Raw genomic sequence first — 22,863 nt, 5'->3', positions numbered from 1 at the left:
AGGGGGAAGATAAAAATCACAAACTCTCGGGATGAGACAAGTTGGCCTGACACGAGGACGCGCCACAGAGTGGCGCGCCCCCAGCGTCTGATCCACAATCGAGTCAACATCGTCATTGCACCGCTCTCTCGCGCCGTCCGATGTTGCGCGTGGCGTACATCAGGCCCGAGAGGATCGCGAACAGGGCCAGGCTGCCGCCCAGCAGCGACCAGCTTTCGGCCTGCAGCAGCAGGTAGAGATAGGCGAAGAGGGCCGCGATCGCGCTGCCGAACAAGGCCGCGAGCACCGGCCGCAAGGTGGCGTGCCAGGTGTAGAGCGCGGTCTGGATCACCACCACGACGGCGGCTGCGGCATAGGCCGGCGTGAAGCCGAGATGCTCGCCCACCGCCAGCAGCAGCAGCGGGAACAGCGCCATCGCCGCGCCCGAGAGCGCGTACTGGATCGGATGGATGATGATGCGGCCGGCGATCTCGAACGCGAGGTAGAGCGCGAAGGTGCAGCCCACGATCAGCAGGCCGTACTTCAGCATGCGGTCGACGCCGCGATAGGGCGTCACCGGCTGCACCAGCTGCACGCCGAAGGCCGCTTCCCCGAGGCGCTGCAGCAGCTTGTCGCGCGAGTCGTCGGCCGAGGTGGCGATGGCGCCGAAGCCGCGGCTGAGGATCGACACCTGCCAGTGCGCGTCGAACTGGCCTTCGCCGATACGCTGCGCCACCGGCCGGAAGCGGCCATAGAATCCCGGGTCGGACCACGGGGCGGCGAGCTTGATGTCGGTCTGCGTGCCGGTGGGCACGAAGCCGATGCGCTCGCTGCCGTTGAGCCGCAGGCGGATCTCGAACGGCACGCCCTCGGCCAGGCGCGCCGGATCGATGGCGCCGATATCGGCGTCGATCGCGTTCTCGCCCTGCGCCGACGGTTCGAATGCGACCGGCCGGCCGTCGATCGTCACGGCATCGAGCCGGATGCCGCGCAGGTCGCCGGCGCTCAGCCGCAGCTTCACCCGTTCCCAGCGCAAGCCCGTGGGCGTCCCGGCACCGCCCGGCGCCAGGCGGAAGCGGCCACGCATGGTGGCGTCCAGCGTGTAGACCACGGCCTCGAACATGCCGCGGTAGCGCACCTGCGGCGCCAGCGCCGCCTCGATGTCGAGCTGGTCGGGCAGCAGCACCGCCTCGTCCTTGCCGCGCGCCGAATCGTGCGGGATCAGCAGCAGCGGCCCGACCAGGGTCTGCATGCCGCCCCACGAGCTGGTGATCTCCTCGCGCGTGCGCTCCAGCAGCCGCGAGCGGTCGCCGACGAGGTCGGCGATCAGCGCCAGCGGCAGGGCGTAGACCAGCGCCAGCAGCGCCATCCCGGCCGCCTTCAGCGGCAGGCGCCCGAACAACGCCCGCGGCAGCCGACGGGCCGGCGCGGGCCCGGAAGGCGGCGCGCCCCAGACGCCGGCTGGCGGTGGCACGGACGTGTCGCTCATCTGGAACTCCGGTCAGGCATGATCTTCCGCGACGGGCCGCCGACGGAAGGACGAGCCCCGAAGATGCGCAGGCCGCGTGCGGCCCCGCCGTCCGGCCGGTGGCATCCGGCCAGAAATGTCGTGCAAAAAAGGTGCATCGCCCGGCGCGGCCTTCCTTTCGCCGCCAACTGCGGGGACAATGCGGCCATGCCCAAGGTGCTGGTGGTCGACGACGACCGACATATCCGCGACGTGGTGGCCTTCGCGCTGCGCAAGGAAGGCTACGCTGTGGCCGAGGCCGGCGACGGCGCGGCGGCGCTGCAGGCAGCCGAGCAGGAGAAGCCCGACCTGCTGGTCCTCGACATCCTGATGCCGGAGATGGACGGCACCGAGGTCTGCCGCCGTCTGCGCGCCACCTCGGCGGTACCGATCATCTTCCTGTCATCCAAGGACGACGAGATCGACCGTGTCGTGGGGCTGGAGCTGGGCGGCGATGACTACGTCACCAAGCCGTTCAGCCCGCGCGAGCTGGTGGCGCGGGTCAAGGCGGTGCTGCGCCGGCGCGACGGCGCGGTGATCGGCACGCCGGCGGCCACGCTCTCTGCCGCCGACGAGCTGCCGCCGCATCGCGTGCTGCGCCGCGGGTTCCTGGCGCTCGACCTCGACGCCCATGTCGCGACCTGGGACGGCGCCGCGATCGAGCTGACGGCAACCGAGTTCGCGATGCTGCGCACGCTGGCCGAGCGGCCGGGCAAGGTCTTCACGCGCGACAACCTGATGGAGCGCGCCTACGACGATCGCCGCTTCGTGAGCGACCGCACCATCGACAGCCATGTGCGGCGCATCCGCGCCAAGCTGGCCGCTGCCGGCGGCGCGCCGATCGAGACCGTGCACGGTGTCGGTTACAAGCTCGCCGCCGCGACGCCAGCGCCCTGACGCCGCCAGCCCATGTCCGCCGGTCGGGCCGCGCCGCTCCACCGGCGCCTCTTTGATTTTCTGCCGCAGAAAAGAGCGCCGCTGGAGCGGTGCGGCCCTGCCCTATGACGAAGGCCATGACCGACCGGCGGTGGCGGCCGCGCCTGCTGACGATGCTGCTGGCGGTGAATGTGGCGCTGCTGGCGCTGCCGCTGGCCGGCATCTGGTTCCTGCGTGTCTACGAAAGCGCCCTGGTGCGGCAGACCGAGTCGGAGCTGATCGGCCAGGCCGCCTTGATCGCTGCCCAGTTCCGCGCCGCATGGCTGGCCGCCGCGCCGCCTGAGGCGCTGTCGCAGCAGCCGCAGGCGCAGCGCGCGCCGAGCGAGGACCGCTGGCAGCCGATTCCCGCCAGCCTCGACCTGGCCGACGATCCGATCCTGCCGCCGGCACCCGACGGCGTGCCGCCGGGCGTGCCGCCGGAGCCCGTCGCGCTGCGCGTCGGGCCGCCGCTGCGCGACGTGCTGCTGGCGGCGCAGCGCCACACCCTGGCCGGCATGCAGATCGTCGATGCGCGCGGCATCGTGGTCGCCAGCACCGAGGACGACGAAGGCGGGTCGCTGGCGGCGCTGCAGGAGCTGGCCGAGGCCCTGCGCGGCGCGCCGACCTCGGTGCTGCGCGAGCGCCCGGCCGAGTCCTATGCCGGCCTGCCCGCCTGGCCGTTCAGCCGTGTCGGGGGCGTGCGCGTGCATGTCGCGATCCCCGTGATCGACGGCGATCGCATCCTCGGCGCCGTGCTGCTGCGGCGCACGCCGCGCACCCTGATCCAGGCGCTCTACGGCAAGCGCTATCATCTGGTGGCGCTGGGCGCGCTGCTGCTGCTGGTCGGCGGCGCGCTGGCCACCTTCACGGCGCTCACGGTGAGCCGGCCGGTGCGCGGCGCCGTCGAGCAGGCGCGCCGCGTGGCGGCCGGCGAGCGCGGCGCCGTGCAGCCGCTGCCGCACCGCTACACCCGCGAGGTGGCCGAGCTGTCGGCCTCGCTGGCCACCATGGCGCAGACCCTGGAGCACCGCGCCGACTACATCCGCGATTTCGCCGCCGAGATCGGCCACGAGTTCAAGACGCCGCTGGCCGCCATGCGCGGCACGGTCGAGCTGCTGCGCGACGACGTCGCCGCCATGGCGCCCGAGGATCGCGACCGCTTCCTCGACAACCTCGCCGGCGACATCGAGCGGCTGGAGCGCCTGACGCGGCGCCTGCTCGACCTGGCGCGCGCCGATGCGCTGCGCCCCACCGGCGAGGAGCGCGCGGCGCTGGACACGATCATTCCGCCGCTGGTCGAGCGCTATCGCAGCAAGGGCCTGCAGATCGCCGTCGAGGCGCCGGCGGCAGGCCTGGTGGCGCAGGCCGATGCCGACAGCATCGTGGCCATGCTCACGAACCTGCTCGACAACGTGCGCCAGCACGCCGGGCCGGACGCGACGGTGCACGTCGCATGGCGCACCCAGGGGCCGGTGATCGTGCTGACCGTGGCCGATGACGGCCCCGGCATCTCGGCCGGCAACCAGGCCCGCGTCTTCGACCGCTTCTTCACCACCGCGCGCGATGGCGGCGGCACCGGCCTGGGCCTGCCTATCGTGCGCAGCCGGCTGGCGGCCTTCGGCGGCACGATCCGCCTGCTGCCGAGCGACCGCGGCGCAGCGTTCGAGGTGACGCTGCCGCTCGACACCGGCGCCGCGGCCTGACCCACGCCGGGCCGCGACAGGCGGCGCCTTGACCCCGTCCTCAACGCCGGCTACGCCCGCCGCCCTCCCCTGCCGCCACGCGCCCGCGGCCCGGTGATTGACGCACACGCACGACAATTTCCACCGCGTCCGAGAGAGGCAAGCCGATGCACCCTGTTCTTGCCGCCTTCCCCCGCCGGCCGCTCAGGATCCTGCGGACCGGCGTTCCCAGCGTGGTCGGCCTGGGCCTTCTGGGCGTGCTGATGCTGGCTTTCGTCGCCGGGATCGCCGTGTGGATGGGGCCCGGGATCCTGCACGACTGGGAGATCCGCCAGAATCCGGTCGAGGTGCCGCAGGCCCGCATCACCAATGGCAAGTGCCGCAGCAAGCTGGTGCTGGTGTCGTGCGAAGCCGACCTCGCCTACGCCGTCGACGGCAGGCGCTACGGCCGCCACGTCTCGTTCTCGTTCGTCGATGTCCATTTCGGCGACTACACCGCCAACGTCGTGCGCTCGGCCGACAAGCCCGAGCTTGCCACCCTGGATATCGGCCTCGAGGCGATGTGGAACCGTATCGCCACGGCTGTCGGCGGCATCGCGCTCTTCCTGGCCATCGGCATCGGCCTGTTCCGCAATGCCGGCCGGTCCGCCAGCCTCAAGAAGATCGCCCGCAGCTCGGACCAGCTGACCCCCGTCACCGTCACGGTGACCCAGATGACCAAGAGCTGGCTGGGCAAGAACGTCAGCTGCGCCTACGCCGCTGCCGGCGCCAAGCCCCGCAAGTTCGCGGAACGGATGAAGAAGAAGGAGAATCCCTTCTTCCTCGACGGCAGGACGGCCCTGGCGGTCGTGCCGGGCAGCAGCCCGACGCCGATCCTGGTCGACGAGGCGCTGACGCGCATCGACCTGAACGACGCCGAGCGCCATGCGCTGCTGGCCGCCCGCCACGGGGCCATGCCGCCGCCGGCCGCCTGGCCGCAGCCGCAGCCGCGCTAGGCCCGCCGCCCCGGCGCCTTGACCTCGCCACCCTGACGCGTTAACCCCGCCCGCCGTCCGCAAGCCCCCTTGACCATGTCGATCGCCGCCGTCACCACCCCTGCCGAAGACCAGCCCCTCGCCGACCATCCCGCCGGCCGGCGGCGCACGTTCGCGATCATCTCCCACCCGGACGCCGGCAAGACGACCCTGACCGAGAAGCTGCTGCTGTTCGGCGGCGCCATCCATGCCGCCGGCGCGGTGAAGGCGCGCGGCGAGGCGCGCCGCGCCCGCTCGGACTGGATGAAGATCGAGCAGCAGCGCGGCATCTCGGTCACCACCTCGGTGATGACCTTCGAGTATGGCGGCGCCGTCTTCAACCTGCTGGACACGCCCGGCCACGAGGATTTCAGCGAGGACACCTACCGCACGCTGACCGCCGTCGATTCGGCGATCATGGTGATCGACGCCGCCAAGGGCATCGAGGCGCGCACCCGCAAGCTGTTCGAGATCTGCCGCCTGCGCGACGTGCCGATCGTCACCTTCATCAACAAGATGGACCGCGAGAGCAAGGATCCGTTCGCGCTGCTGGACGAGATCGCCTCGACGCTGGCGCTGGACGTCACGCCCATGACCTGGCCGGCCGGCTCCGGCCAGGAGTTCCGTGGCTGCTACGACCTCGTGCGCGACCGCATGCTGCTGTTCTCGGCCCAGGACCGCGAGAAGGTCGGCGCCGTCGTCGAATGCGACGGCATCGACGATCCCCGGCTGGCGTCGGCGCTGCCCGAGGCGCAGCACGCCAAGCTGAAGGAAGACGTCGAGCTGGTGCGCATCGGCTATCCCGAGTTTGACCTGGCGTCGTACCGCGAGGGCCATCTGACGCCGGTGTTCTTCGGCAGCGCCTACAACAATTTCGGCGTGCGCGAGGTGCTCGAGGCGCTGGCCACCTATGCGCCGCCGCCGCGTCCGCAGCCGGCCGAGCCGCGCCCGATCGTGCCGACCGAGCCCAAGGTCTCGGGCTTCGTGTTCAAGGTCCAGGCCAACATGGACCCCAACCACCGCGACCGCGTCGCCTTCATGCGCCTGTCGTCGGGACGCTTCCAGCGCGGCATGAAGCTGAAGCAGGTCGGCACCGGCAAGACCATCACCATCTCCAGCCCGATCCTGTTCTTCGCCCGCGAGCGCGAGATCGTCGACGAGGCCTGGCCGGGCGACATCATCGGCGTGCCCAACCACGGCACCCTGCGCGTCGGCGACACGCTGACCGAGGGCGAGGAGCTGCGCATCACGGGCATCCCCAGCTTCGCGCCCGAGATCCTGCGGCGCGTGCGCCTGGAAGACCCGATGAAGTCCAAGCAGCTGCGCCGGGCGCTGGAGGACCTCGCCGAGGAGGGCGTGACGCAGGTGTTCCGCCGTACCCTGGGCGGCGACTGGATCGTGGGCGTGGTGGGCTCGCTGCAGCTCGACGTGCTGCTGACCCGGGTCGAGACCGAATACCAGGTGAAGATCGGGCTGGAACAGGCGCCGTTCGAGACGGCGCGCTGGATCTCCGCCGACAGCAAGGCCGAGCTCGACGCCTTCATGGCGGCGCAGCGCGTGGCGATGGCCGAGGACCGCGACGGCGCGCCGGTCTATCTCGCGCGCAACGCCTGGGAGCTCAACACCATCCGCGAGCGCTTCCCCGCCATCCGCTTCGCCGAGACCCGCGAACGGCACTGAGGAGGGCTTCTTCCTCCCCAACGCAGTTGGGGAGGTGGCCCGAAGGGTCGGAGGGGACCCCACGTGGTCCCAGTTGCGAAGACCACGTCGGCTCCCCATCCGCCGCTTCGCGGCACCTTCCCCGCAAGCGGGGAAGGGGTTAGCTTCCACCTACCGCTGGGGTGCTCCCATCCGGGGAGCTGAGACAAACCCATCGAACCTGATCTGGATCATGCCAGCGAAGGGAGACGGTTCGCATGAACCTTGCTGACAACCTTGCCGAAGAGTCCTGGGAGCTGCTGCAGCGCGTGCGCGAGCGCGCGCCGCTGGTGCAGAACATCACCAACTTCGTAGCCATGGATGCGGCCGCCAACGCCGTGCTGGCCGTGGGCGCCTCGCCGGCCATGGTGCATGCCGTCGAGGAGGTGGCCGAGTTCGTCACAGTCGCCGATGCGCTGACCATCAATATCGGCACGCTGTCGTCAGCCTGGGTCGAGAGCATGCGCGTGGCGGCGCGCACCGCGGCGCGGCTGGGCAAGCCCTGGGTGCTGGATCCGGTCGGCGTCGGCGCCACCGCCTTCCGACGCAAGACGGCGACTGAGCTTCTGGACCTGCGGCCCACGATCGTGCGCGGCAACGCCTCGGAGATCATCGCGCTGGCCGGCCTGGCGCAGGCGCGGCAGAAGGGCGTGGACAGCACGCAGACGACCGCCGAGGCGGAAGCCTCCGCGATGCTGCTGGCACGCACGCTGGGCGGCACCGTGGTCGTGACCGGGGCCGTCGACCTCGTCACCGACGGCACGCGCACGGTGCGCATCGCCAACGGCGATCCCCTGATGACGCGCGTCACCGCCCTGGGCTGCGCCCTAACGGCGGTGACCGGCGCCTTCGCCGCCGTCGAGAAGGACGCCCTGCTCGCCGCCACCGCCGCCACGGCGGTGTTCGGCCTGGCCGGCGAGACCGCAGCCAAGGCCGCGCGCGGGCCCGGCAGCTTGCGTGCAGCGTTGATGGACACGTTGCACGGTCTCGACGCGGCAGTGGTACGCGCCGGCGTGCGGGTCGAGGCCAGCTCGCCCTCGACCTGATCGCCGCTGGCCGGTTCATCCCGGCGTCACGCCGGCCGCTTCCCGCGTCACAGCGCCTTGCGCAGGGTCAGGTTGAAACGCTGCCGGCCGGTGAGCGGGTGGTCGCCGTCGGCCAGCGGCGCCACGCCATGGAAGGCCAGCCGCGCCGGCCCGCCCCAGACGGCGACGTCCCCATGCTCCAGCCGGTAGCGGCGCGGCCGGTCGTTGCGCTGCGCGCCGCCGAACAGGAACACCGCCGGCAGGCCGAGCGAGACCGACACGATCGGCGCCGAGAAATCGCGCTCGTTGCGGTCCTGGTGCAAGGAGAGCCGCGCCCCGGGCTCGTAGCGGTTGATCAGGCAGGCATCGGGCACGAAGTCGGCGAAGCCGGCAGCATCGGCGGCATGCCGCGCCAGCGCCACGAAGGGTTCGGGCAGGCCGGGCCACGGGAGGCCCGTCTCGGGATCGACCGCATCGTAGCGGTAGCCCTTGCGGTCGGTGAGCCAGCCCACGCGGCCGCAATTCGTCATCGCCGCCGACATCGTGAAGCCGCCGGGCGTCACCATGTGACGGAACGGCGCCTGCGCCGTCACGATCGCCACGGCGCGCAGCAGCGCTGCGCCGTCGTCGCGGGCGAAGCCGCGCAGCACGACCGCGCGTGGCGCCATGGCCTCGCACGCCGGCACGCCGGCCTGGTCGCTGAAGAGGTCACCCGGGGTCATGGCGGCCGTCGGCTCCTGATCCTTGATCATGCCGCCGGTTCAATCCTCTCGCCAGCCGCGCCGCACTCCGCGGCTTGCGGCCAAATCGCCGCACCGGCCTTTTCTGTCATCCCAAGCGCAGCGAAGAATCCTTTGGACCGTCGTTTCGCACGGGCACGCCCCGTCGAGACGCCGTACGCCATCATCATTCCCGTGCGATAGAACCGCTCAAAAGATCCTTCGCTGCGCTCAGGATGACAGCGAGCAGACCCAAATCGCCGCGGCTCGCGGAGATTCTCGAGGTCAGTAGTACAGACGACGGGCATGGTGGAAGATCGAAGCTCCATTCACAAAGATCCCCCGCTATGCTCGCGCTGACTGACAACGGCAGCGGCAATGCCGCGCGAGGCGGGAGATCATGCGCGAGCATATGCGGCTCTATCTGGTCGCCGACCCGGCGTTTGCCGGCACGCGGCGGCTGCCCGACATCGTCGCGGCCGCGGTGCGCGGCGGCGTCACGATGGTGCAGCTGCGCGACAAGGGCGATCATGTCGGCCGCTTCGTGCAGGAGGCGCGCGCGGTCAGGCAGGTGCTCGAGGGCACGGGCGTGCCGCTGATCATCAACGACCGCGTCGACGTGGCGCACGCCATCGGCGCCGACGGCGTGCATCTGGGCCAGCGCGACCTGCCGGTGCGCGACGCGCGCCGCCTGCTGGGCCGCGAAGCGATTATCGGCCTGTCGATCGAGCAGGCCGCACAGCTCGCGCATGCGGATCTCGCCGCGGTCGACTATCTCGGCGCCGGTCCTGTCTTCGCCACGGCCACCAAGCCCGATGCCGCGCCGCCGCTCGGCCTCGACGGCCTGGCCGCCATCCGCACCGCCTGCGGCCTGCCGGTCGTGGCGATCGGCGGCCTGAGCCTGGACAACGCCGCCGGCGTGATCGCGGCCGGCGCCGACGGCATCGCCGTCGTGTCGGCCGTCATGGCGGCGCACGACGTGACGCACGCCGCTGCGCAATTGCGCGCACGGATCGGCGGCTGAGCGCGCCGGGAGCGCGCCACTCCAGCGGCGCACCGGCGCGCAGCGCCGGCTCCCACGCGACGAAGGACATGATCCGGCCCTACGGGCCGGCGTGCGCCACGGGAGTGGCGCGCTCCCAGCTACTCCGCGGCCTGGGCGAAGCGCAGGTCAGGCAGCGCGGCGGAGCAGTCGACGTCCTCCACGACCTTGAATTTCTTGAGCTGCGGCATGACCTCGCGTGCGAACATGGTCACGTTGCGCACCGCTTCCTCGTGCGGCATGCCGGCATAGCCGAACACCCCGACATAGGCCTTATTGGCGGTTTGATCGTGGATCTTCATGATCTTGTCGTAGACCTGCTCCGGCGTGCCGTAGACCTGCAGGTCGGCGAAGAACTCGATCGCCTTCTGGTCGCCGTAGACGGCCAGCTTGTCGTTCATCTTGGCGTAGTACTCGTAGCCCTTGGTGTTCTTGATGTGCTCGCCGGCGAACTGGTAGTGGTCGAGTACCGTGCGGTAGTAGCCGCCGATGTACTGCAGCGCCATCTCGCGGGCGCGCTCGGCGCTGGCGTCGACGAAGGTCCAGCCGGCGGAGATCGGCTTGGGCGCCGGCACGCCGTTGATCTCCAGGAACAGCTTGTTGTACTCGGTGAGCTCCTTCTCCACCTCGCGCCACGGCTTCTGCGGAATGATCAGCAGGCCGACGCCGAGCTTGGCCATGATGCGGGCGCTCTCCGGCGACACGGCAGCGGCATAGGTGCGGCCACGGAAGCTCTTGAACGGCGCCGGCCGGATCCCGGCGCGCGGCTGCTGGTAGAACTTGCCGTCGTATTCCATGTAGCCGCGCTCGAGGCCCTGCAGCAGCGCCTCGCCGTATTCCACGAAGCGCTCGCGGCTTTCGCCCATGTCGACCCGGAAGCCGTCAAATTCCACCTTGCCGGCGCCCCGGCCCAGCCCCAGGATCATGCGGCCGCCCGACAGGTTGTCGAGCATCGACACCTCTTCGGCGACGCGCATCGGGTCGTGCCACGGCAGCACCACCACCATCGATCCCAGCCGCAGCGTCTTGGACCTGCCGGCCATATAGGACAGGAACTGCACCACGTCGGGACACATAGTGTAGTCGGTAAAATGATGCTCGACCGACCAGATCGACTCGAATCCCATGGGCTCGGCCATCTCGGCCAGCGCCAGCTCGTTCAGGTAGACCTGGCGATCCGTCAAATGCTTGTTGGTGTTCTGAAAAACGACGGCCATCCCGACATGCATGGCGCTCCTCCGTTCAAATCTTTGGCACCTGCCTCATGGTAAACAGCCGTTCATGCCTTGGCGAGTCGGGAGTCCGGCTGCCTGCCGCATGGCTGCCGCATTTCCGACGCATCCACCCCTCATAGAGCAACTCCATGATTTCACGACGTTTTCTTCTCGCCGGAACGATCGCGACCCTGCCGATGGCGGCATGGTCGCACACCACCGCCGCGCAGTCGGCCGAGTGGCCGGCACCCGAATGGCTGGCAGGCCCGGCGCTGGACACGCTGGTCGACCGCTTTCCGGCGCCGGCCGGCTTCCAGCGCCTGAGCACCACGTCCAACACCTTCGGCGAATGGCTGCGCCAGCTGCCGCTGCGGCCGGCCGGCGAGCCGGTCAGGCTCTATGACGGCCGTCTCAAGCCGGATCAGAGCGGCGTCGCGGCCGTGATCGACATCGATGTCGGCCGCACCAACCTGCAGCAATGCGCCGACGCCATCATCCGTCTGCGGGCCGAGTACCTGCGCGCCACGAAACGCCTGTCCGAGATCGCGTTCCATTTCACCAGCGGCGACCTCTACGCCTATGCCGACTGGCTGGCGGGCCGCCGGCCGCTGGTCCAGGGCAACATGGTAAGCTGGACGTCGGTCGGCCCCAAGACCGACACGCGGCGCGGCTTTCGCAGCTGGCTTGACATCATCTTCACCTATGCCGGCTCGGTATCGCTGCAGCGCGAGCTGGTGCAGCTGCGCGACCCCAGCGCCTTCGAGCCTGGCGATGTGCTGATCCAGCCCGGCATGCCCGGCCATGCGGTGCTGATCGTGGATGTCGTGGTCAATCCCGGCACCGGCGAGCGCCGCGCCCTGCTGCTGCAGAGCTTCATGCCGGCCCAGAACATCCATGTCCTGAACAACCCGGGCGGCGGCGCCTGGTATCGCATCACCGGTGAGAAGGAAATCGTCACGCCGGAATGGACCTTCGCCCCCGCCGATTTGCGCCGCTTCCCGGAGCGGTGATGGGAGCGCCGGCTTCCAGCCGGCTCAAGCGGCCCGAGTCCAACAAGCAGGCCGAGCGAATGGCGCAAGGTGATGACGGAACCAGCGAAAAGGGCTGGTATTCGCGCGGCTACCTGCCTCACTTCGATGGCGCAGGCATCGTCCAGACCAACCCGGTGAAGGCGGGCCTGGTGTCGGCACCTCGCGAATGGCGCTGGAACAGCGCTCGATATCGCGGCGCGGAATGATGATGCCGGCTGGAAGCCGGCGCTCCCAGTCACTTCGTATCCCGTTCCAGCTCCTCGTCGAGCCAGGCGCGGAAGGCCTTGATCTTGGGGCGGTCGGCCGTGGTCGCGGGGCAGACGAACCACCACGCCTTGCCGCTCTCCACCACCTGCGGGAAGGGCTGGAACAGGCGGCCCTCCTCGATCTCCTCGCGGAACAGGTTGGGCGGGCCGAGCGCGACGCCGGCGCCCTCGATGGCAGCCTCGACGGCGATCTTGGTCGAATCGAACGCCAGCGAGCGCCGCGGCTTCAGCGCCTGCAGGCCCACCGCCTCCAGCCAGATTGGCCATTCCGGCAGATAGGCGGTGTCGATCAGCGGCACCTTGCGCAGGTCGTCGAACGTCTTCACCCGGTCGCGGTAGCGCCGGCCGCACAGCGGCGTCAGCACGTCGTTGAACAGCTTCATGGCGAACAGGCCGTCTTCCGGCCGGGCCGCGAAACGCACCGCCGCGTCGATATCCTCGCGCCCGAAATCGACGGTATGGCGCGCCGTGGTCATGCGCACCTCGATATCGGGATGCTTGGTCTGGAAGCGATGCAGCCGCGGCACCAGCCAGGCGAGCAGGAAGGTCGTCACCAGGCTGATGGTCAGCACCCGCCCCCCGGACTGGCGGCCGATCCGGTCCAATGCCAGCGCCATGCGATCGAAGGCGTCGCGCAAATCAGGCAGCAGCGCATCGCCCTCGGCGGTCAGCGCCAGGCCGCGCGCCAGGCGGCGGAACAGCGTCACGCCCAGCCGCTCCTCCAGCGCCTTGACCTGGTGGCTGATCGCCGCCGGCGTGACGCTGAGCTCGTCGGCGGCGGCCACGAAGCTGCCGTGGCGCGCCGCCGCTTCGAAGGCGCGCAAGGCATTGAGCGGCGGCAGCGCGCGCGCCATGTCTTGACCTCGAGGGTTAGGAAATTTGTGTCATAGGACAAGAAAGCATCGTTTGTGGGTATCACGCAAGAGCACCATCTTGCCGACAACGAGGCACCGACACTCCGGGAATTGTCCCGATGCAAAGCCTCAGTGGAGTTGAGCCATGGCTCTCATGGCGGACACCTACCTCGAAACCTCCGCGGCGGCCGGCCGGCTGTTCGGCCGCGTCTTCACCCTGCCCGCCACCGGGCTGGACTGGCTGCAGAACCGGCTCGAGATGGCGCGTTCGCGGCGCACGCTGCTGACGCTCGACGACCGCATGCTGGCCGATATCGGACTTGATCGAGCGACCGCCCGGACCGAGGGCGAGAAAGGCTTCTGGCGCTGATGGCGCACCCGGCGGCCAGCGGTGGATGCCAGTGCGGCGCAGTCCGCTATCGGCTGACCGCGCCCGCCATTCTGGCCGTGCCATGGCTGACGCTGGCTGACCACCTGCCGCGCAAGCCCCGCAACCGCGCATCCTGAGACGCGCACGCACGCCTCGTCCTTCCGCATCATCGTCATCCTGAGTCCCGCGCGGGATCTGGCACGCGCCGCGCGCCGTGCGCCTTCTCTGCCGCCTGCCAGGCGCGGATGCCGTCTGTCACCCGTTCGTGGAAGGCTTCCGCGCCGATGGCGGCCTCGATGCCGGCAAGCCGCATGCGCTCGCGCACCTCGTCGCGCACCCGGGCGACGGCGAAGCTGATCCCCTGGCCTTGCAGGTCCTTGATCACGCCCAGCAGCGCGTCGCAGGCGCTTGAATCGATGAAGTTCACGGACTCGGCGTCGACCAGCACATGGCGCACCGGCGGCCGGCGCGCCGCCAGCGCTGCCCTGACACCCGCGCCGAGATGGCCGATGCTGGCGAAGAACAGGTCGCCGCCGGCGCGCCAGATCAGCAGGCCTGGAAAGGTGATGGCCTCGGGGTGGCGCTTGATGTCGCGATAGGCCTCGGTGCCCGGCAGCTGGCCCAGCACCGCACCTTGGGCATGGCTGGTGAGATAGATCAGCATCAGCAGCGCCAGCAGCACACCCAGGCCGATGCCGTGCAGGACGCCCAGGGTCAGCTCGCCGGCGATGACGACCGCGGCGACGGCCAGCTCCCAGCGGCTGCGCCCGTAGAGGTCGCGCAGATAGCGGGGCTTGGAGAGATGCAGCATCGCGGCGATCACGATGGCCGCCAGGGCCGGATGCGGCATGCCACGGAACAGCGGCGTCAGGAGGATCAGGGTGAGGAAGCACAGCACGGCCGCGACCAGGTTGGCGACCTGGCTGCGGGCGCCGGCCGCCATCGCCACCGAGGTCTTGGACAGGCTGCCGACGACCAGGAAGCCGCCGAGCAGCCCGCTCAGGATGTTCGCGGGCCCGTGCGCCACCAGCTCCTGGTTCGGGTCGATGTCGCCGCCGCCCTGCATCGCGGCGGCCTTGGCGCCACCCAGCGCCTCGGCGTAGCCGACCATCACGATGGCAAGCGCCCCCGGTGCCAGCTGCTCGATGATCACCCAGTCGATGCGCGGCATCACCAGGTGGGGCAGGCCGGACGGCAGCGCGCCCACCACGGAAATGCCCGCCCCGTCGCCGTCGAGCAGGTCGACCAGCAGCGTGGCCGCGACCGCGACGATCAGGGCCGCGGGAACATGCGGCACCAGCCGGCGCAGAAGCAGCAGCGTCGCCAGGCTCAGCAAGCCGGTCAACGCCGGCGCGGGGGCGACGTCCGGCAGGTGCTGCAGCACCGACCAGAGTTTGGCGAAGAAGTTGCCGGAACCGCCCTCGATGCCCAGCAGATGCGGCACCTGGCCGATGATGGTGACGCAGACCAGGCCCTCGATGAAGCCGCGCATCACCGGCATCGGGATGAAGGCCGCCACCCAGCCCATGCGCAGGGCGCCGAACAGCAGGAAGAACGCGCCGATAAGGACCGCCAGGGTGGACGTGAGCGTGTTGAAGTCGGCGCTGCCCTTTGCCGCGATGGCGCCCACGGTCAACGCCGAGATCAGGCCTGTCGCCGTGTCCGGACCGACGACCAGCACGCGCGAGGTGCCGAGCAGCGCATAGGCGACCAGGGCCGGCACGATGGTGTAGAGGCCCATGACCGGCGGCACGCCGACGATGCCGGCATAGGCCATGCCCTCCGGTATCATGACCGCCCACAGCGCGAAGCCGGCCAGCACGTCAGGCATCAGCCAGCCGCGCTTGTAGGCCGGCAGCCAGCTCAGCACGGGCAGCAGCCGTCGCGCCAGGGCGCCGCTGCGCGCGACAGTCATGGTCGGTTCTCCTGGCTGGCAGGCTCTGTCATCGCGCCATCGTAGATCGGCCGCATCGCACGCGCCTGACCAATCGCGGCCCCTGTTCCCGCCAGCGGCAGGCCCATCGCACATGGCCTCTTGTCATCCCGAGCGCAGCGAGGATCTCCTGCGGCAGGACGCATGGTGCGCCATTCGCGGGAGATCCTCGCTGCGCTCGGGATGACAGAAAGGCCCTATGCGGATAGCCGGGCGGGGGCGAAGAAAAGAAGAATGAGCCCGGATCAACCCGGCAGCACCGGCACCTGCACCCCGCGCTCCATCACGGTGATGTCGAGCGGCAGGTTGCCGACGGTCTCGCCGTCGATGTCGACCAGGGTCGGCTCGGAACAGGCGAAGCGGAAGGCCCGGCCGCGATGACTCGACACCTTGGGATGCCGCACGTGATGCCCCTGGTAGAGGCCGGGCATGACCTTGAGCAGGATCTCGGCGCGGCTGAGCGCCCCGAACTCGATGAAGTCGAGCAGGCCGTCGTCGATGACGGCGCCCGGCGCCAGCTTGAGGCCGCCGCCGCCATTCTCGGCGCTGGCGATCATGCCGGTGAAGATCGTGCGTTCGGCGGGCGCGGCGCCGTCGACCTGCACCGTCACGCGCCGCGGCGCATAGGTGAGGCTCACGACCGGCGTCATCAGGAAGTAGGCGACCTGGCCCAGCTTCTTCAGCCACGGCGAGGCCGAGGTGCGATGGCTGATCGTGGCGGCGCCGCCGAAGCTGGCCACGAGGTAGCCGTAGCGTGTCGCCGGCCGGCCGTCGAAACCCTGGAAGACGCTCCGGATCACGTCGATCCGGCGCGTGCGGCCCGAGGCCAGCGCCCGCACCGCGCCGTCCGGCGCCGCCAGGTGCCCCAGCGCCCGGCAGAGCTCGTTGGCGGTGCCCAGGGGCAGCGGGCACAGCACGGCGTCGGGCGCGATCCGGCCGTCCGGCGCCACCATGCCGTTGAGGACCTCGTTGACCGTGCCGTCGCCACCGGCCGCGATCAGGCGCCGGCAGCCACCCGCCAGCGCGGCGCGAGCCAGGATCGTGCCGTCGCCGGGCCCGTTTGTGACGGCGACGTCGAGCGGGCCCAGCACGGCCTCGAGCTGTCGCTGCCAGGACGGCCAGCGCCGCCCGGCGCTGCCCTTGTTGGCCATGAGATTGACGATGACCCTGGTCTTCATGCCGTTCCCGTCCGGGGCGCTCTTGGCGGCGCGTGATGGCAGCATCGCATTTCACCGGAGCGTATCCTAGACTGCCCGCCGACCTGCCTTCGACGGGAACATGCTGATGACGATCGATCCGCGCATCACGGCCTTTGCCGACGACCTGACCGCCTGGCGCCGTGACATCCACGCCCATCCCGAGCTGGGCTTCGAGGAGGAGCGCACCAGCCGGATCGTGGCCGAGAAGCTGCGGCAATTCGGCTGCGAGGTCACGACCGGCATCGGCAGGACAGGCGTCGTCGGCACCATTCGCGTCGGCAACAACCCGCGCGCCGTCGGCCTGCGCGCCGACATGGACGCGCTGCCGATGGACGAGGCCAACACCTTCGCCCACCGCTCGCAGCATGCCGGGCGCATGCATGCCTGCGGCCATGACGGGCACACCACCATGCTGCTGGGGGCGGCGCGCTATCTTGCGGCCACCCGCAACTTCGACGGCACGGTGCATTTCATCTTCCAGCCCGCAGAGGAAGGCCGCGGCGGCGCCGAGGCCATGGTCAAGGACGGGCTGTTCGACAAGTTCCCGTGCGAGGCCGTGTTCGGCCTGCACAACCGGCCGAAGCTCGAGGTCGGCAAGTTCCAGATCCGCTCCGGCCCGATGATGGCCGGCGGCGGCCTGTTCGACATCCACATCAAGGGCAAGGGCGCGCATGGCGCGCGACCCGAGAGCGGTGTCGATCCGGTGGTGATCGGCGGCCACATCATCACCGCGCTGCAGACGGTGATCTCGCGCACCATCGCGCCGATCGATTCGGGCGTCATCAGCATCACCCAGATGCATGCCGGCGACGCCTACAACGTGATCCCCGAGACGGCTGTTCTGCGCGGCACCGTACGCGCCTTCCGCAAGGAGGTGATGGCCACCATCAAGCAGAAGATCGAGCGCATCGCCGGCGGCATCGCCGCCAGCCTGGGCGGCGAGGCCCGCACCGAGGTGCGCGTCGCCTTCCCGCCGCTGGTCAACGACCCGACCGAGGCGCAATGGATCGGCGACGTCGCCGCATCGATCGTCGGCGAGGACAACGTCAACCGCAACGGCAACTACGTCATGGCCTCGGAGGATTTCTCCTACATGCTGGAGAAGGTGCCGGGCGCATTCATCCTGATCGGCAACGGCGGCGATGAAGGCGGTTGCGAGGTGCACAACCCGGGCTACGACTTCAACGATGCCGCCCTGCCGCTGGGCGCCACGCTGTGGGCCCGCGTGGTCGAGGCCCGGCTCGCCAGGCGCGATTGACGATGCCCAAGACAGTCCTGCTCTACACCGACATCAAGAGCCCTTACGCCTTCATCGCCAAGGCAGCCGCCTACTGCCTGGCCGATGATTACGACATCGATCTGCGCTGGCTGCCCTACACGCTCGACATACCGTCCTATCTCGGATCGGTGACGGATCGCTCGCCGCATCAGTGGCGGCGCGTGCGCTACTCGTACATGGATGCGCGGCGCTACGCCAACAAGCAGGGCCTGACCTTGCGCGGGCCGCAGAAGATCTTCCAGTCGCGGCCGGCCCAGATCGGCATCCTGTATGCCGAGCGGCAGGGCGTGCTGCGGGCCTATCTCGATCTCGCGTTCGAGCTGTTCTGGAAGCGCGACCTCGACATCGAGGACATCGCGGCGGTGGCCGCCGTGCTGCGCCGTGCCGGCGCCGATGCCGACGGCTTCGCTGCCTTCGCCGGCGGCGCGGGCGGCGCCGAGCACGACCGGATCCGCACCGAGGCCGAGGCCGCCGGCGTCTTTGGCGTGCCGATGTTCGTCATCGACGGCGAGCTGTTCTGGGGCAGCGACCGCATCGAGCTCGTGCGCGAGCGGCTCGATGCGCTGGGCTTGCGCCGCCCGTAGCTGTCATCCAGAAGGCAGCCGCCATCCCGAGCGCGATGCGCCTGGGATGACGGGTGTATCTGCGCCCGGCAATTCCAGGTACTAGGTTCCCCGCGCCCTCTCAGCCATTCCCTGCGGCCATGCCTCTCACCATCGCGACCTGGAACATCAACTCCGTGCGCCTGCGCATCCTCAACGTCCAGCGTTTCCTGAAGGAGGAGAAGCCCGACGTCCTGTGCCTGCAGGAAACCAAATGCCCGGACGACCTGTTCCCGCACGCCGCCTTCGAGGAGCTGGGCTACGGCCACCGGCTGGTCCATGGCATGAAGGGCTACAACGGCGTCGCGATCGTCAGCCGCGTGCCGTTCACCGGCACCGCGATCCATTACCGTTGCGGCAAGGAGGATTGCCGCCACATCCGGGCCTGGCTCGATGCCGGCGACGATCCGGTCGCGCTGGACAACCTCTACATCCCGTCCGGCGGCGACATACCCGACCCGAAGCAGAACGTGAAGTTCGCGCACAAGCTCGATTTCTACCGCGAGATCGCCGACTGGTTCGGCGCCGCAGCCCCCAAGGCCGGCGCGCGCAAGGGCCGGCGCGCCATCGCCGTCGGCGACCTCAACGTGGCGCCCCTGGAGCACGACGTGTGGAGCCACAAGCAGCTGCTCGACGTCGTGTCGCACACGCCGGTCGAGGTCGAGCTGTTCGGCCGGATGGTGAAGTCGCGCGACTGGATCGACGTGCCGCGCCGCTTCGTGCCGGACGACCAGAAGCTCTACAGCTGGTGGAGCTACCGCAACCGGGATTGGCGGAAGTCGAACCGCGGCCGGCGGCTGGACCACATCCTGGCGACGCCGGCGCTGGAGAGCGCCATCACCGCCTACCGCATCGTCAAGGACACGCGCGACTGGGACAAGGCCAGCGATCACGTGCCGGTGCTGGCCACCTTCGCGGTCTGACCTCGGCCGCAGGCGCTGTCACGGCGCTTCCGGCGAGGTCCTACGTCACGCGCTGGGGCGGGCGGCAATGCCCGCCATCTCACAGATGCACCACCAGGATGGCCCAGCCAAGGACCGCGATGGCCGTCACCAGGGTCACCCCGGACGCGATGACCGCCAGCCGGCGCAGGACAGAATCGTCAGTTGACGTCACAGCCGTCTCGGGCATCGCGCAATCCCCCCAATGCATCAGCGTCTTGCGTCAGAGGCGCCTTCCGTGGCCTCGCCGCTGCTCTCCGGCAGCTGCCGCGCTAGCCCATCGCGACGAGGTAGACGCATCCGGCGAGCAGCGCCATCGCCATGGCCGTATCCCAGTGATGTCCGATCAGATCACGCATGTCCTATCCCCGTGCGCTGGGCCTGGACCCTGGTGGCGAGCGATCGGACGGATCCGCTCAAGCCGGCGCCAGACGGCATTGCCCGCATCTGCCGGTGCCCTCGCCGTTGGCGATGCACCTGCTGCGCCGGGCGCTGCCTCCCCGGATCACGGCCGCCAGTGACGGCCGCGGTCGGGCGCCAAACTCGATGGACGGGACGGCAGCATGTCGATGCCCGCTCCGTCCGATCGCTCAGCCTTCAAATGTCCTGGCTTGCCTTGTTGAAAGAAGCGCCGGCCTTCCCCTCCGGCACGATCACAGCTCTATCACCGTTTATGTCCAGAATGAACACAACATAACTCACTTCTTCAGCATCGTCAAAGAGAAACGTCAATAGATCGTCAAAAACTCGAACGCAAAAGTTGCATTCTACACTTTTATACAACCACGCATCTACTGTGCTGATTCTCGCATATTGAGCTGACTACCAACTGCCATGACGTCCAGCTTGCCAAAAAAGGCTGGCGGGGAAGGACGGAGGGCGTGGGGTACCACCCGCCCTTCTCCCGCCGCCGCGGCGCAACACGCACTCTGCCGCGGAAAAGACGCTCGCCGACGGCGCCGGCGATGGACAACCAAGCTCTTTGTGATCAGCCGGTGAAGCCGGCGAAGACGAAAGCACCGGCACCGCGTCGAGCCGCAGTGTCCCAGGTGAACAGCAGCGCCGAGCGCTGCCCGTCGATTTCGGCGTCGGCGCGCCACACGGTGACATCGGCTACCGTGCGCGGATCAAACTCGACGCTGGCCGTTCCGATCGTGATGGTGGCGGTCGCGGGATCGGCACCCGGACCGTAGGTGATGGCGACGGTGCCGCAGCTCCCGCCCAGCTCACAACCTGGCACCGGCGACAAAGCCGTGCGAGCCCCGAGGTCATCGCCGCGGCAGCCCCATAGCACGATATGGTTGTTGCGCTCGCCGGTGGGCGACGCGGTCTCGATCCGCCGGGCGTAGTTGTCGGCGCCGCCGACATAGTACCAGTCTTCGCCGTCGCGGTTATCGCCGCCAGCATTGCCGCTGGAGGACAGCGCGGCGCAGCCGGTCGCGGCAGCAAACGTGCCGCTGCCTTGGAGGACAGTCATCTTTCCTTCCTTGGACGGATGTCGAGGCCGCGATCGCGTTTGGGGACACCCCGCAGCCGCCGCTCCGTCCTGCTTTATTGATTACCTGCCGCCAGCAGGGAAAGCCGTCATTGCGCCATTCCGATCAACGCCACCGCTCAGATTGCACCTCGCCCGCCGTCGCTGAAGACCCATCCCATCATGCCGTCGGAGAGAGAGAGGAGAAGACGAACGGCGCTGCAGAGATGGACATCCGGCGCCCTGTGCTCATCAGACGGTTCCAACCAACCGCGACGGGCGAGGGTGCTTGAGTGAGGGACGGACGCGGATCATGCCCGCGTCGATCAGACCGAAATTGCTGACCTTCCATACCTTTGGTTGAATTGACCGGAGCGGGGACATCGCTCCGTTACGCCTCAGCCAACCTGGAACCACGCGGTGCGCCCACCGACCGGTCAGCGCACGTGCCGCTAATGTCGGACACAGAATGGTTGTATATTTTCGTGAGTAGAATGTCAAAGCCAGTCTGCAACGCAGTCGAAAATATATCATGCACGATAGGGATTTTTACCTTACTTAAATAATATCAACAACTTGGCATCGTTAAAAAGACGTTAGCAGATTGCGCTGACATTTCCGTGATCGGCCGCATCATCGGTTGCAATATCCGATCACCCGCGCCGGCGCAGCCGCGCGACGTAGAAGCCGTCCATGCCCCCCTGCGCTGCCCAGAAGGACGGCAGCGTGCGCACGTCGCCCGCCGGGCCGACGGCATCCGCCAGCCCCGGCAGCTCGTCGGGCGCGATCGGCACCGTCTCGAGCGGCACCCCGGCGTGCAGCGCGGCCGCCACGCGCTGCGGCCCCTCCTCCGGCTGCAGCGAGCAGACGGCATAGACCAGCAGCCCGCCCGGCCGCAGCAGGCCGGCGGCTGCCGCCAGCAGGCGGTCCTGCACCGCCGCCAGCCGCGCGACGTCGGCCGGTCCCTTGGTGCGGGCGATGTCGGGATGTCGACGCAGGGTGCCGGTGGCGCTGCAGGGCGCGTCCAGCAGCACGGCATCGGCCGCCGCCGTTGGCTGCCAGCGCGCGGCATCGGCCGTGACGAGCTCGGCGGTGAGCTGCGCCCGGCGCAGGTTGTCGGCCAGGCGCGCCAGGCGCCGGGCCGAGATGTCGACCGCCGTAACCTGCGCGCCCATCGCCAGCAGCTGTAGCGTCTTGCCGCCAGGCGCGGCGCAAAGATCGACCACGGCGCGGCCCGCGACGTCGCCCAGCAGGCGTGCCGGCAGGGCCGCCGCCGCATCCTGGACCCACCACGTCCCGTCGGCATAGCCGGGCAGGTCCTCGATGCGGCCGCCGGCCGCCCGCCGCAGCGTGCCGCCGGGCAGGATGTCGGCGCCCAGCTGCGCCGCCCATGATGCCGCCGTCGCCGGGTCGCGCAGGCTGAAGTCGAGCGGCGCCTCGCACAGATGCTGCGCCGCCACGGCCTGCGCCGCGGCCGCGCCGTAGGCTGCCGTCCAGGACTGCCACAGCCAGGCCGGCGTGTTCAGGCGGGCCGCGTCCGCCGCATCCGCCCGCAGGCTGGCGCCCTCGCGCGCCACGCGGCGCAGGACGCCGTTCACCACGCCTTTGAAGCGGTCCTGCGGCGTGCCCGCGACCAGGCGCACCGACGTGTCGACGGCGGCGTGCGCCGGCGTGTCGAGGAACAGCAGCTGCGCCACGCCGATCCGTAGCGTGTCGACAACCATGCGGGCCGTCTCGGGCAGGCCTTTCTCCAGGCACGCGGCCAGCACGGCATCGACCTCGCCCAGCCGGCGCAGCACGGTCGCCAGCAGGAGCCGCACGAAGCCGCGGTCGCGCGCGTCCAGCGCCGCGAAGGCGGCATGACGCGCCAGCGTGTCCTCCAGCGGCTGGGCGCGGCGCAGCACGGCGTCCAGCACCTGCAGCACCAGGCGCCGGCTGGCGAGCGGGTCGGCTGCGACATCGGTGGCCGGGTCGGAACGGGACATGCTCAGCCAGGCATCATCTTGGGCGGTTCAATCTCCTCGCCCCGCGCGCCATGCCGCGAAGCGGACCCTGCTATAACGATTATCGCTTCGCTGCGCCCGAGAAACCCGCCTTCTCAGCCATTTCGACGCAAGGAC

General features: G+C 69.6%; 21 protein-coding genes and 1 riboswitch. Of the genes, 12 read left to right on the top strand and 9 right to left on the bottom strand.

From position 1 onward, the window contains the following. Nucleotides 1-112 precede the first annotated feature (112 nt). Nucleotides 113-1,468, bottom strand: coding sequence for a cell envelope integrity protein CreD (creD, locus tag FHP25_RS28990; RefSeq protein WP_147850473.1), 1,356 nt, complete (start codon nt 1,466-1,468; stop codon nt 113-115). A gap of 186 nt (nt 1,469-1,654) precedes the next feature. Between creD and FHP25_RS28985 the strand changes: the two genes are divergently transcribed. The 5 genes from FHP25_RS28985 (at nt 1,655) to thiM (ending at nt 7,840) form a co-directional block, all read left to right on the top strand. Then, nucleotides 1,655-2,383, top strand: a complete 729-nt coding sequence (locus FHP25_RS28985) for a response regulator transcription factor (RefSeq protein WP_147850472.1) — start codon at nt 1,655-1,657, stop codon at nt 2,381-2,383. A 116-nt stretch (nt 2,384-2,499) separates the two neighbouring features. Continuing rightward, nucleotides 2,500-4,104 (top strand): sensor histidine kinase, encoded by a 1,605-nt coding sequence (locus FHP25_RS28980; protein WP_147850471.1) that lies wholly within the window; start codon nt 2,500-2,502, stop codon nt 4,102-4,104. A gap of 146 nt (nt 4,105-4,250) precedes the next feature. Further along, the gene (locus tag FHP25_RS28975; protein ID WP_147850470.1) at nt 4,251-5,078 is read left to right on the top strand and encodes a hypothetical protein; all 828 of its coding nucleotides are present in this window, start codon (nt 4,251-4,253) and stop codon (nt 5,076-5,078) included. A 75-nt stretch (nt 5,079-5,153) separates the two neighbouring features. Beyond that, nucleotides 5,154-6,776, top strand: coding sequence for a peptide chain release factor 3 (locus FHP25_RS28970; protein ID WP_147850502.1), 1,623 nt, complete (start codon nt 5,154-5,156; stop codon nt 6,774-6,776). A gap of 147 nt (nt 6,777-6,923) precedes the next feature. Next, nucleotides 6,924-7,020: riboswitch (TPP riboswitch) on the top strand. Next, the gene (gene thiM, locus FHP25_RS28965) at nt 7,013-7,840 is read left to right on the top strand and encodes a hydroxyethylthiazole kinase (protein WP_147850469.1); all 828 of its coding nucleotides are present in this window, start codon (nt 7,013-7,015) and stop codon (nt 7,838-7,840) included. (Overlaps the previous riboswitch by 8 nt.) A 47-nt stretch (nt 7,841-7,887) precedes the next feature. Here the strand turns inward: thiM and alkB are convergent, their stop codons facing one another. Then, nucleotides 7,888-8,541, bottom strand: a complete 654-nt coding sequence (gene alkB, locus FHP25_RS28960) for a DNA oxidative demethylase AlkB (RefSeq protein WP_147850501.1) — start codon at nt 8,539-8,541, stop codon at nt 7,888-7,890. 397 nt (nt 8,542-8,938) lie between these two features. Here alkB and thiE point away from each other — a divergent pair, with 397 nt between their 5' ends. Beyond that, nucleotides 8,939-9,562 (top strand): thiamine phosphate synthase, encoded by a 624-nt coding sequence (gene thiE / locus FHP25_RS28955; protein ID WP_147850468.1) that lies wholly within the window; start codon nt 8,939-8,941, stop codon nt 9,560-9,562. A gap of 119 nt (nt 9,563-9,681) precedes the next feature. Here thiE and FHP25_RS28950 read toward each other — a convergent pair whose 3' ends face one another. After that, nucleotides 9,682-10,797, bottom strand: a complete 1,116-nt coding sequence (locus FHP25_RS28950) for an LLM class flavin-dependent oxidoreductase (RefSeq protein ID WP_218578686.1) — start codon at nt 10,795-10,797, stop codon at nt 9,682-9,684. 146 nt (nt 10,798-10,943) lie between these two features. Between FHP25_RS28950 and FHP25_RS28945 the strand changes: the two genes are divergently transcribed. Further along, nucleotides 10,944-11,804 carry a DUF4846 domain-containing protein gene (locus FHP25_RS28945; RefSeq protein WP_147850466.1) on the top strand — a complete coding sequence of 287 codons (861 nt, stop codon included), beginning with the start codon at nt 10,944-10,946 and terminating at the stop codon, nt 11,802-11,804. Continuing rightward, nucleotides 11,804-12,031 carry a hypothetical protein gene (locus tag FHP25_RS28940; protein WP_147850465.1) on the top strand — a complete coding sequence of 76 codons (228 nt, stop codon included), beginning with the start codon at nt 11,804-11,806 and terminating at the stop codon, nt 12,029-12,031. The genes FHP25_RS28945 and FHP25_RS28940 overlap by 1 nt, the downstream gene beginning before the upstream one ends. A gap of 29 nt (nt 12,032-12,060) precedes the next feature. Here FHP25_RS28940 and gcvA read toward each other — a convergent pair whose 3' ends face one another. Next, nucleotides 12,061-12,945: a transcriptional regulator GcvA gene (gene gcvA / locus FHP25_RS28935; protein ID WP_147850464.1), complete on the bottom strand. Its 885-nt coding sequence runs from the start codon at nt 12,943-12,945 to the stop codon at nt 12,061-12,063. 145 nt (nt 12,946-13,090) lie between these two features. On the opposite strand from gcvA, the gene FHP25_RS28930 reads away from it, so the two are divergent. Further along, nucleotides 13,091-13,315, top strand: a complete 225-nt coding sequence (locus FHP25_RS28930) for a DUF1127 domain-containing protein (protein WP_218578683.1) — start codon at nt 13,091-13,093, stop codon at nt 13,313-13,315. 172 nt (nt 13,316-13,487) lie between these two features. Here FHP25_RS28930 and FHP25_RS28925 read toward each other — a convergent pair whose 3' ends face one another. After that, a complete protein-coding gene (locus FHP25_RS28925) occupies nt 13,488-15,230 on the bottom strand; it encodes a SulP family inorganic anion transporter (RefSeq protein ID WP_147850463.1) in 1,743 nt (580 codons plus the stop codon). Between the two features lie 263 nt (nt 15,231-15,493). Next, nucleotides 15,494-16,426 carry a diacylglycerol/lipid kinase family protein gene (locus FHP25_RS28920; RefSeq protein WP_178133859.1) on the bottom strand — a complete coding sequence of 311 codons (933 nt, stop codon included), beginning with the start codon at nt 16,424-16,426 and terminating at the stop codon, nt 15,494-15,496. A 103-nt stretch (nt 16,427-16,529) separates the two neighbouring features. On the opposite strand from FHP25_RS28920, the gene FHP25_RS28915 reads away from it, so the two are divergent. From FHP25_RS28915 to FHP25_RS28905, 3 genes are all read left to right on the top strand, one after another. Beyond that, the gene (locus tag FHP25_RS28915) at nt 16,530-17,705 is read left to right on the top strand and encodes a M20 aminoacylase family protein (RefSeq protein WP_231712518.1); all 1,176 of its coding nucleotides are present in this window, start codon (nt 16,530-16,532) and stop codon (nt 17,703-17,705) included. Between the two features lie 2 nt (nt 17,706-17,707). Further along, nucleotides 17,708-18,310, top strand: coding sequence for a DsbA family protein (locus tag FHP25_RS28910; RefSeq protein ID WP_147850460.1), 603 nt, complete (start codon nt 17,708-17,710; stop codon nt 18,308-18,310). Nucleotides 18,311-18,429: 119 nt separating this feature from the next. After that, nucleotides 18,430-19,251 carry an exodeoxyribonuclease III gene (locus tag FHP25_RS28905; protein ID WP_147850459.1) on the top strand — a complete coding sequence of 274 codons (822 nt, stop codon included), beginning with the start codon at nt 18,430-18,432 and terminating at the stop codon, nt 19,249-19,251. Nucleotides 19,252-19,330: 79 nt separating this feature from the next. On the opposite strand, the gene FHP25_RS42295 is transcribed toward FHP25_RS28905, so the two are convergent. The 3 genes from FHP25_RS42295 to FHP25_RS28895 all read right to left on the bottom strand — a co-directional run bounded on the left by FHP25_RS42295 (nt 19,331) and on the right by FHP25_RS28895 (nt 22,728). Beyond that, nucleotides 19,331-19,459, bottom strand: a complete 129-nt coding sequence (locus FHP25_RS42295; RefSeq protein ID WP_269434412.1) for a hypothetical protein — start codon at nt 19,457-19,459, stop codon at nt 19,331-19,333. Between the two features lie 798 nt (nt 19,460-20,257). Next, complete coding sequence (locus FHP25_RS28900) at nt 20,258-20,746, bottom strand: hypothetical protein (RefSeq protein ID WP_147850458.1); 489 nt, start codon at nt 20,744-20,746, stop codon at nt 20,258-20,260. Nucleotides 20,747-21,396: 650 nt separating this feature from the next. Continuing rightward, nucleotides 21,397-22,728, bottom strand: coding sequence for an RsmB/NOP family class I SAM-dependent RNA methyltransferase (locus FHP25_RS28895; protein WP_147850457.1), 1,332 nt, complete (start codon nt 22,726-22,728; stop codon nt 21,397-21,399). Nucleotides 22,729-22,863 lie beyond the last annotated feature (135 nt).

It is taken from the genome of Vineibacter terrae (genome assembly GCF_008039615.1).
Taxonomy (GTDB): Bacteria; Pseudomonadota; Alphaproteobacteria; order Reyranellales; family Reyranellaceae; genus Vineibacter; species Vineibacter terrae.
Note: the sequence above shows the minus strand (reverse complement) of the source record. Positions and strands in the feature narration are given on the sequence as shown.

Bases quoted from the DNA above. Each gene is read 5' to 3' on its own strand.
- creD (WP_147850473.1), bottom strand. From the start codon at position 1,468: ATGAGCGACACGTCCGTGCCACCGCCAGCCGGCGTCTGGGGCGCGCCG.
- FHP25_RS28985 (WP_147850472.1), top strand. From the start codon at position 1,655: ATGCCCAAGGTGCTGGTGGTCGACGACGACCGACATATCCGCGACGTG.
- FHP25_RS28980 (WP_147850471.1), top strand. From the start codon at position 2,500: ATGACCGACCGGCGGTGGCGGCCGCGCCTGCTGACGATGCTGCTGGCG.
- FHP25_RS28975 (WP_147850470.1), top strand. From the start codon at position 4,251: ATGCACCCTGTTCTTGCCGCCTTCCCCCGCCGGCCGCTCAGGATCCTG.
- FHP25_RS28970 (WP_147850502.1), top strand. From the start codon at position 5,154: ATGTCGATCGCCGCCGTCACCACCCCTGCCGAAGACCAGCCCCTCGCC.
- thiM (WP_147850469.1), top strand. From the start codon at position 7,013: ATGAACCTTGCTGACAACCTTGCCGAAGAGTCCTGGGAGCTGCTGCAG.
- alkB (WP_147850501.1), bottom strand. From the start codon at position 8,541: ATGACCCCGGGTGACCTCTTCAGCGACCAGGCCGGCGTGCCGGCGTGC.
- thiE (WP_147850468.1), top strand. From the start codon at position 8,939: ATGCGCGAGCATATGCGGCTCTATCTGGTCGCCGACCCGGCGTTTGCC.
- FHP25_RS28950 (WP_218578686.1), bottom strand. From the start codon at position 10,797: ATGGCCGTCGTTTTTCAGAACACCAACAAGCATTTGACGGATCGCCAG.
- FHP25_RS28945 (WP_147850466.1), top strand. From the start codon at position 10,944: ATGATTTCACGACGTTTTCTTCTCGCCGGAACGATCGCGACCCTGCCG.
- FHP25_RS28940 (WP_147850465.1), top strand. From the start codon at position 11,804: ATGGGAGCGCCGGCTTCCAGCCGGCTCAAGCGGCCCGAGTCCAACAAG.
- gcvA (WP_147850464.1), bottom strand. From the start codon at position 12,945: ATGGCGCGCGCGCTGCCGCCGCTCAATGCCTTGCGCGCCTTCGAAGCG.
- FHP25_RS28930 (WP_218578683.1), top strand. From the start codon at position 13,091: ATGGCTCTCATGGCGGACACCTACCTCGAAACCTCCGCGGCGGCCGGC.
- FHP25_RS28925 (WP_147850463.1), bottom strand. From the start codon at position 15,230: ATGACTGTCGCGCGCAGCGGCGCCCTGGCGCGACGGCTGCTGCCCGTG.
- FHP25_RS28920 (WP_178133859.1), bottom strand. From the start codon at position 16,426: ATGAAGACCAGGGTCATCGTCAATCTCATGGCCAACAAGGGCAGCGCC.
- FHP25_RS28910 (WP_147850460.1), top strand. From the start codon at position 17,708: ATGCCCAAGACAGTCCTGCTCTACACCGACATCAAGAGCCCTTACGCC.
- FHP25_RS28905 (WP_147850459.1), top strand. From the start codon at position 18,430: ATGCCTCTCACCATCGCGACCTGGAACATCAACTCCGTGCGCCTGCGC.
- FHP25_RS42295 (WP_269434412.1), bottom strand. From the start codon at position 19,459: ATGCCCGAGACGGCTGTGACGTCAACTGACGATTCTGTCCTGCGCCGG.
- FHP25_RS28900 (WP_147850458.1), bottom strand. From the start codon at position 20,746: ATGACTGTCCTCCAAGGCAGCGGCACGTTTGCTGCCGCGACCGGCTGC.
- FHP25_RS28895 (WP_147850457.1), bottom strand. From the start codon at position 22,728: ATGTCCCGTTCCGACCCGGCCACCGATGTCGCAGCCGACCCGCTCGCC.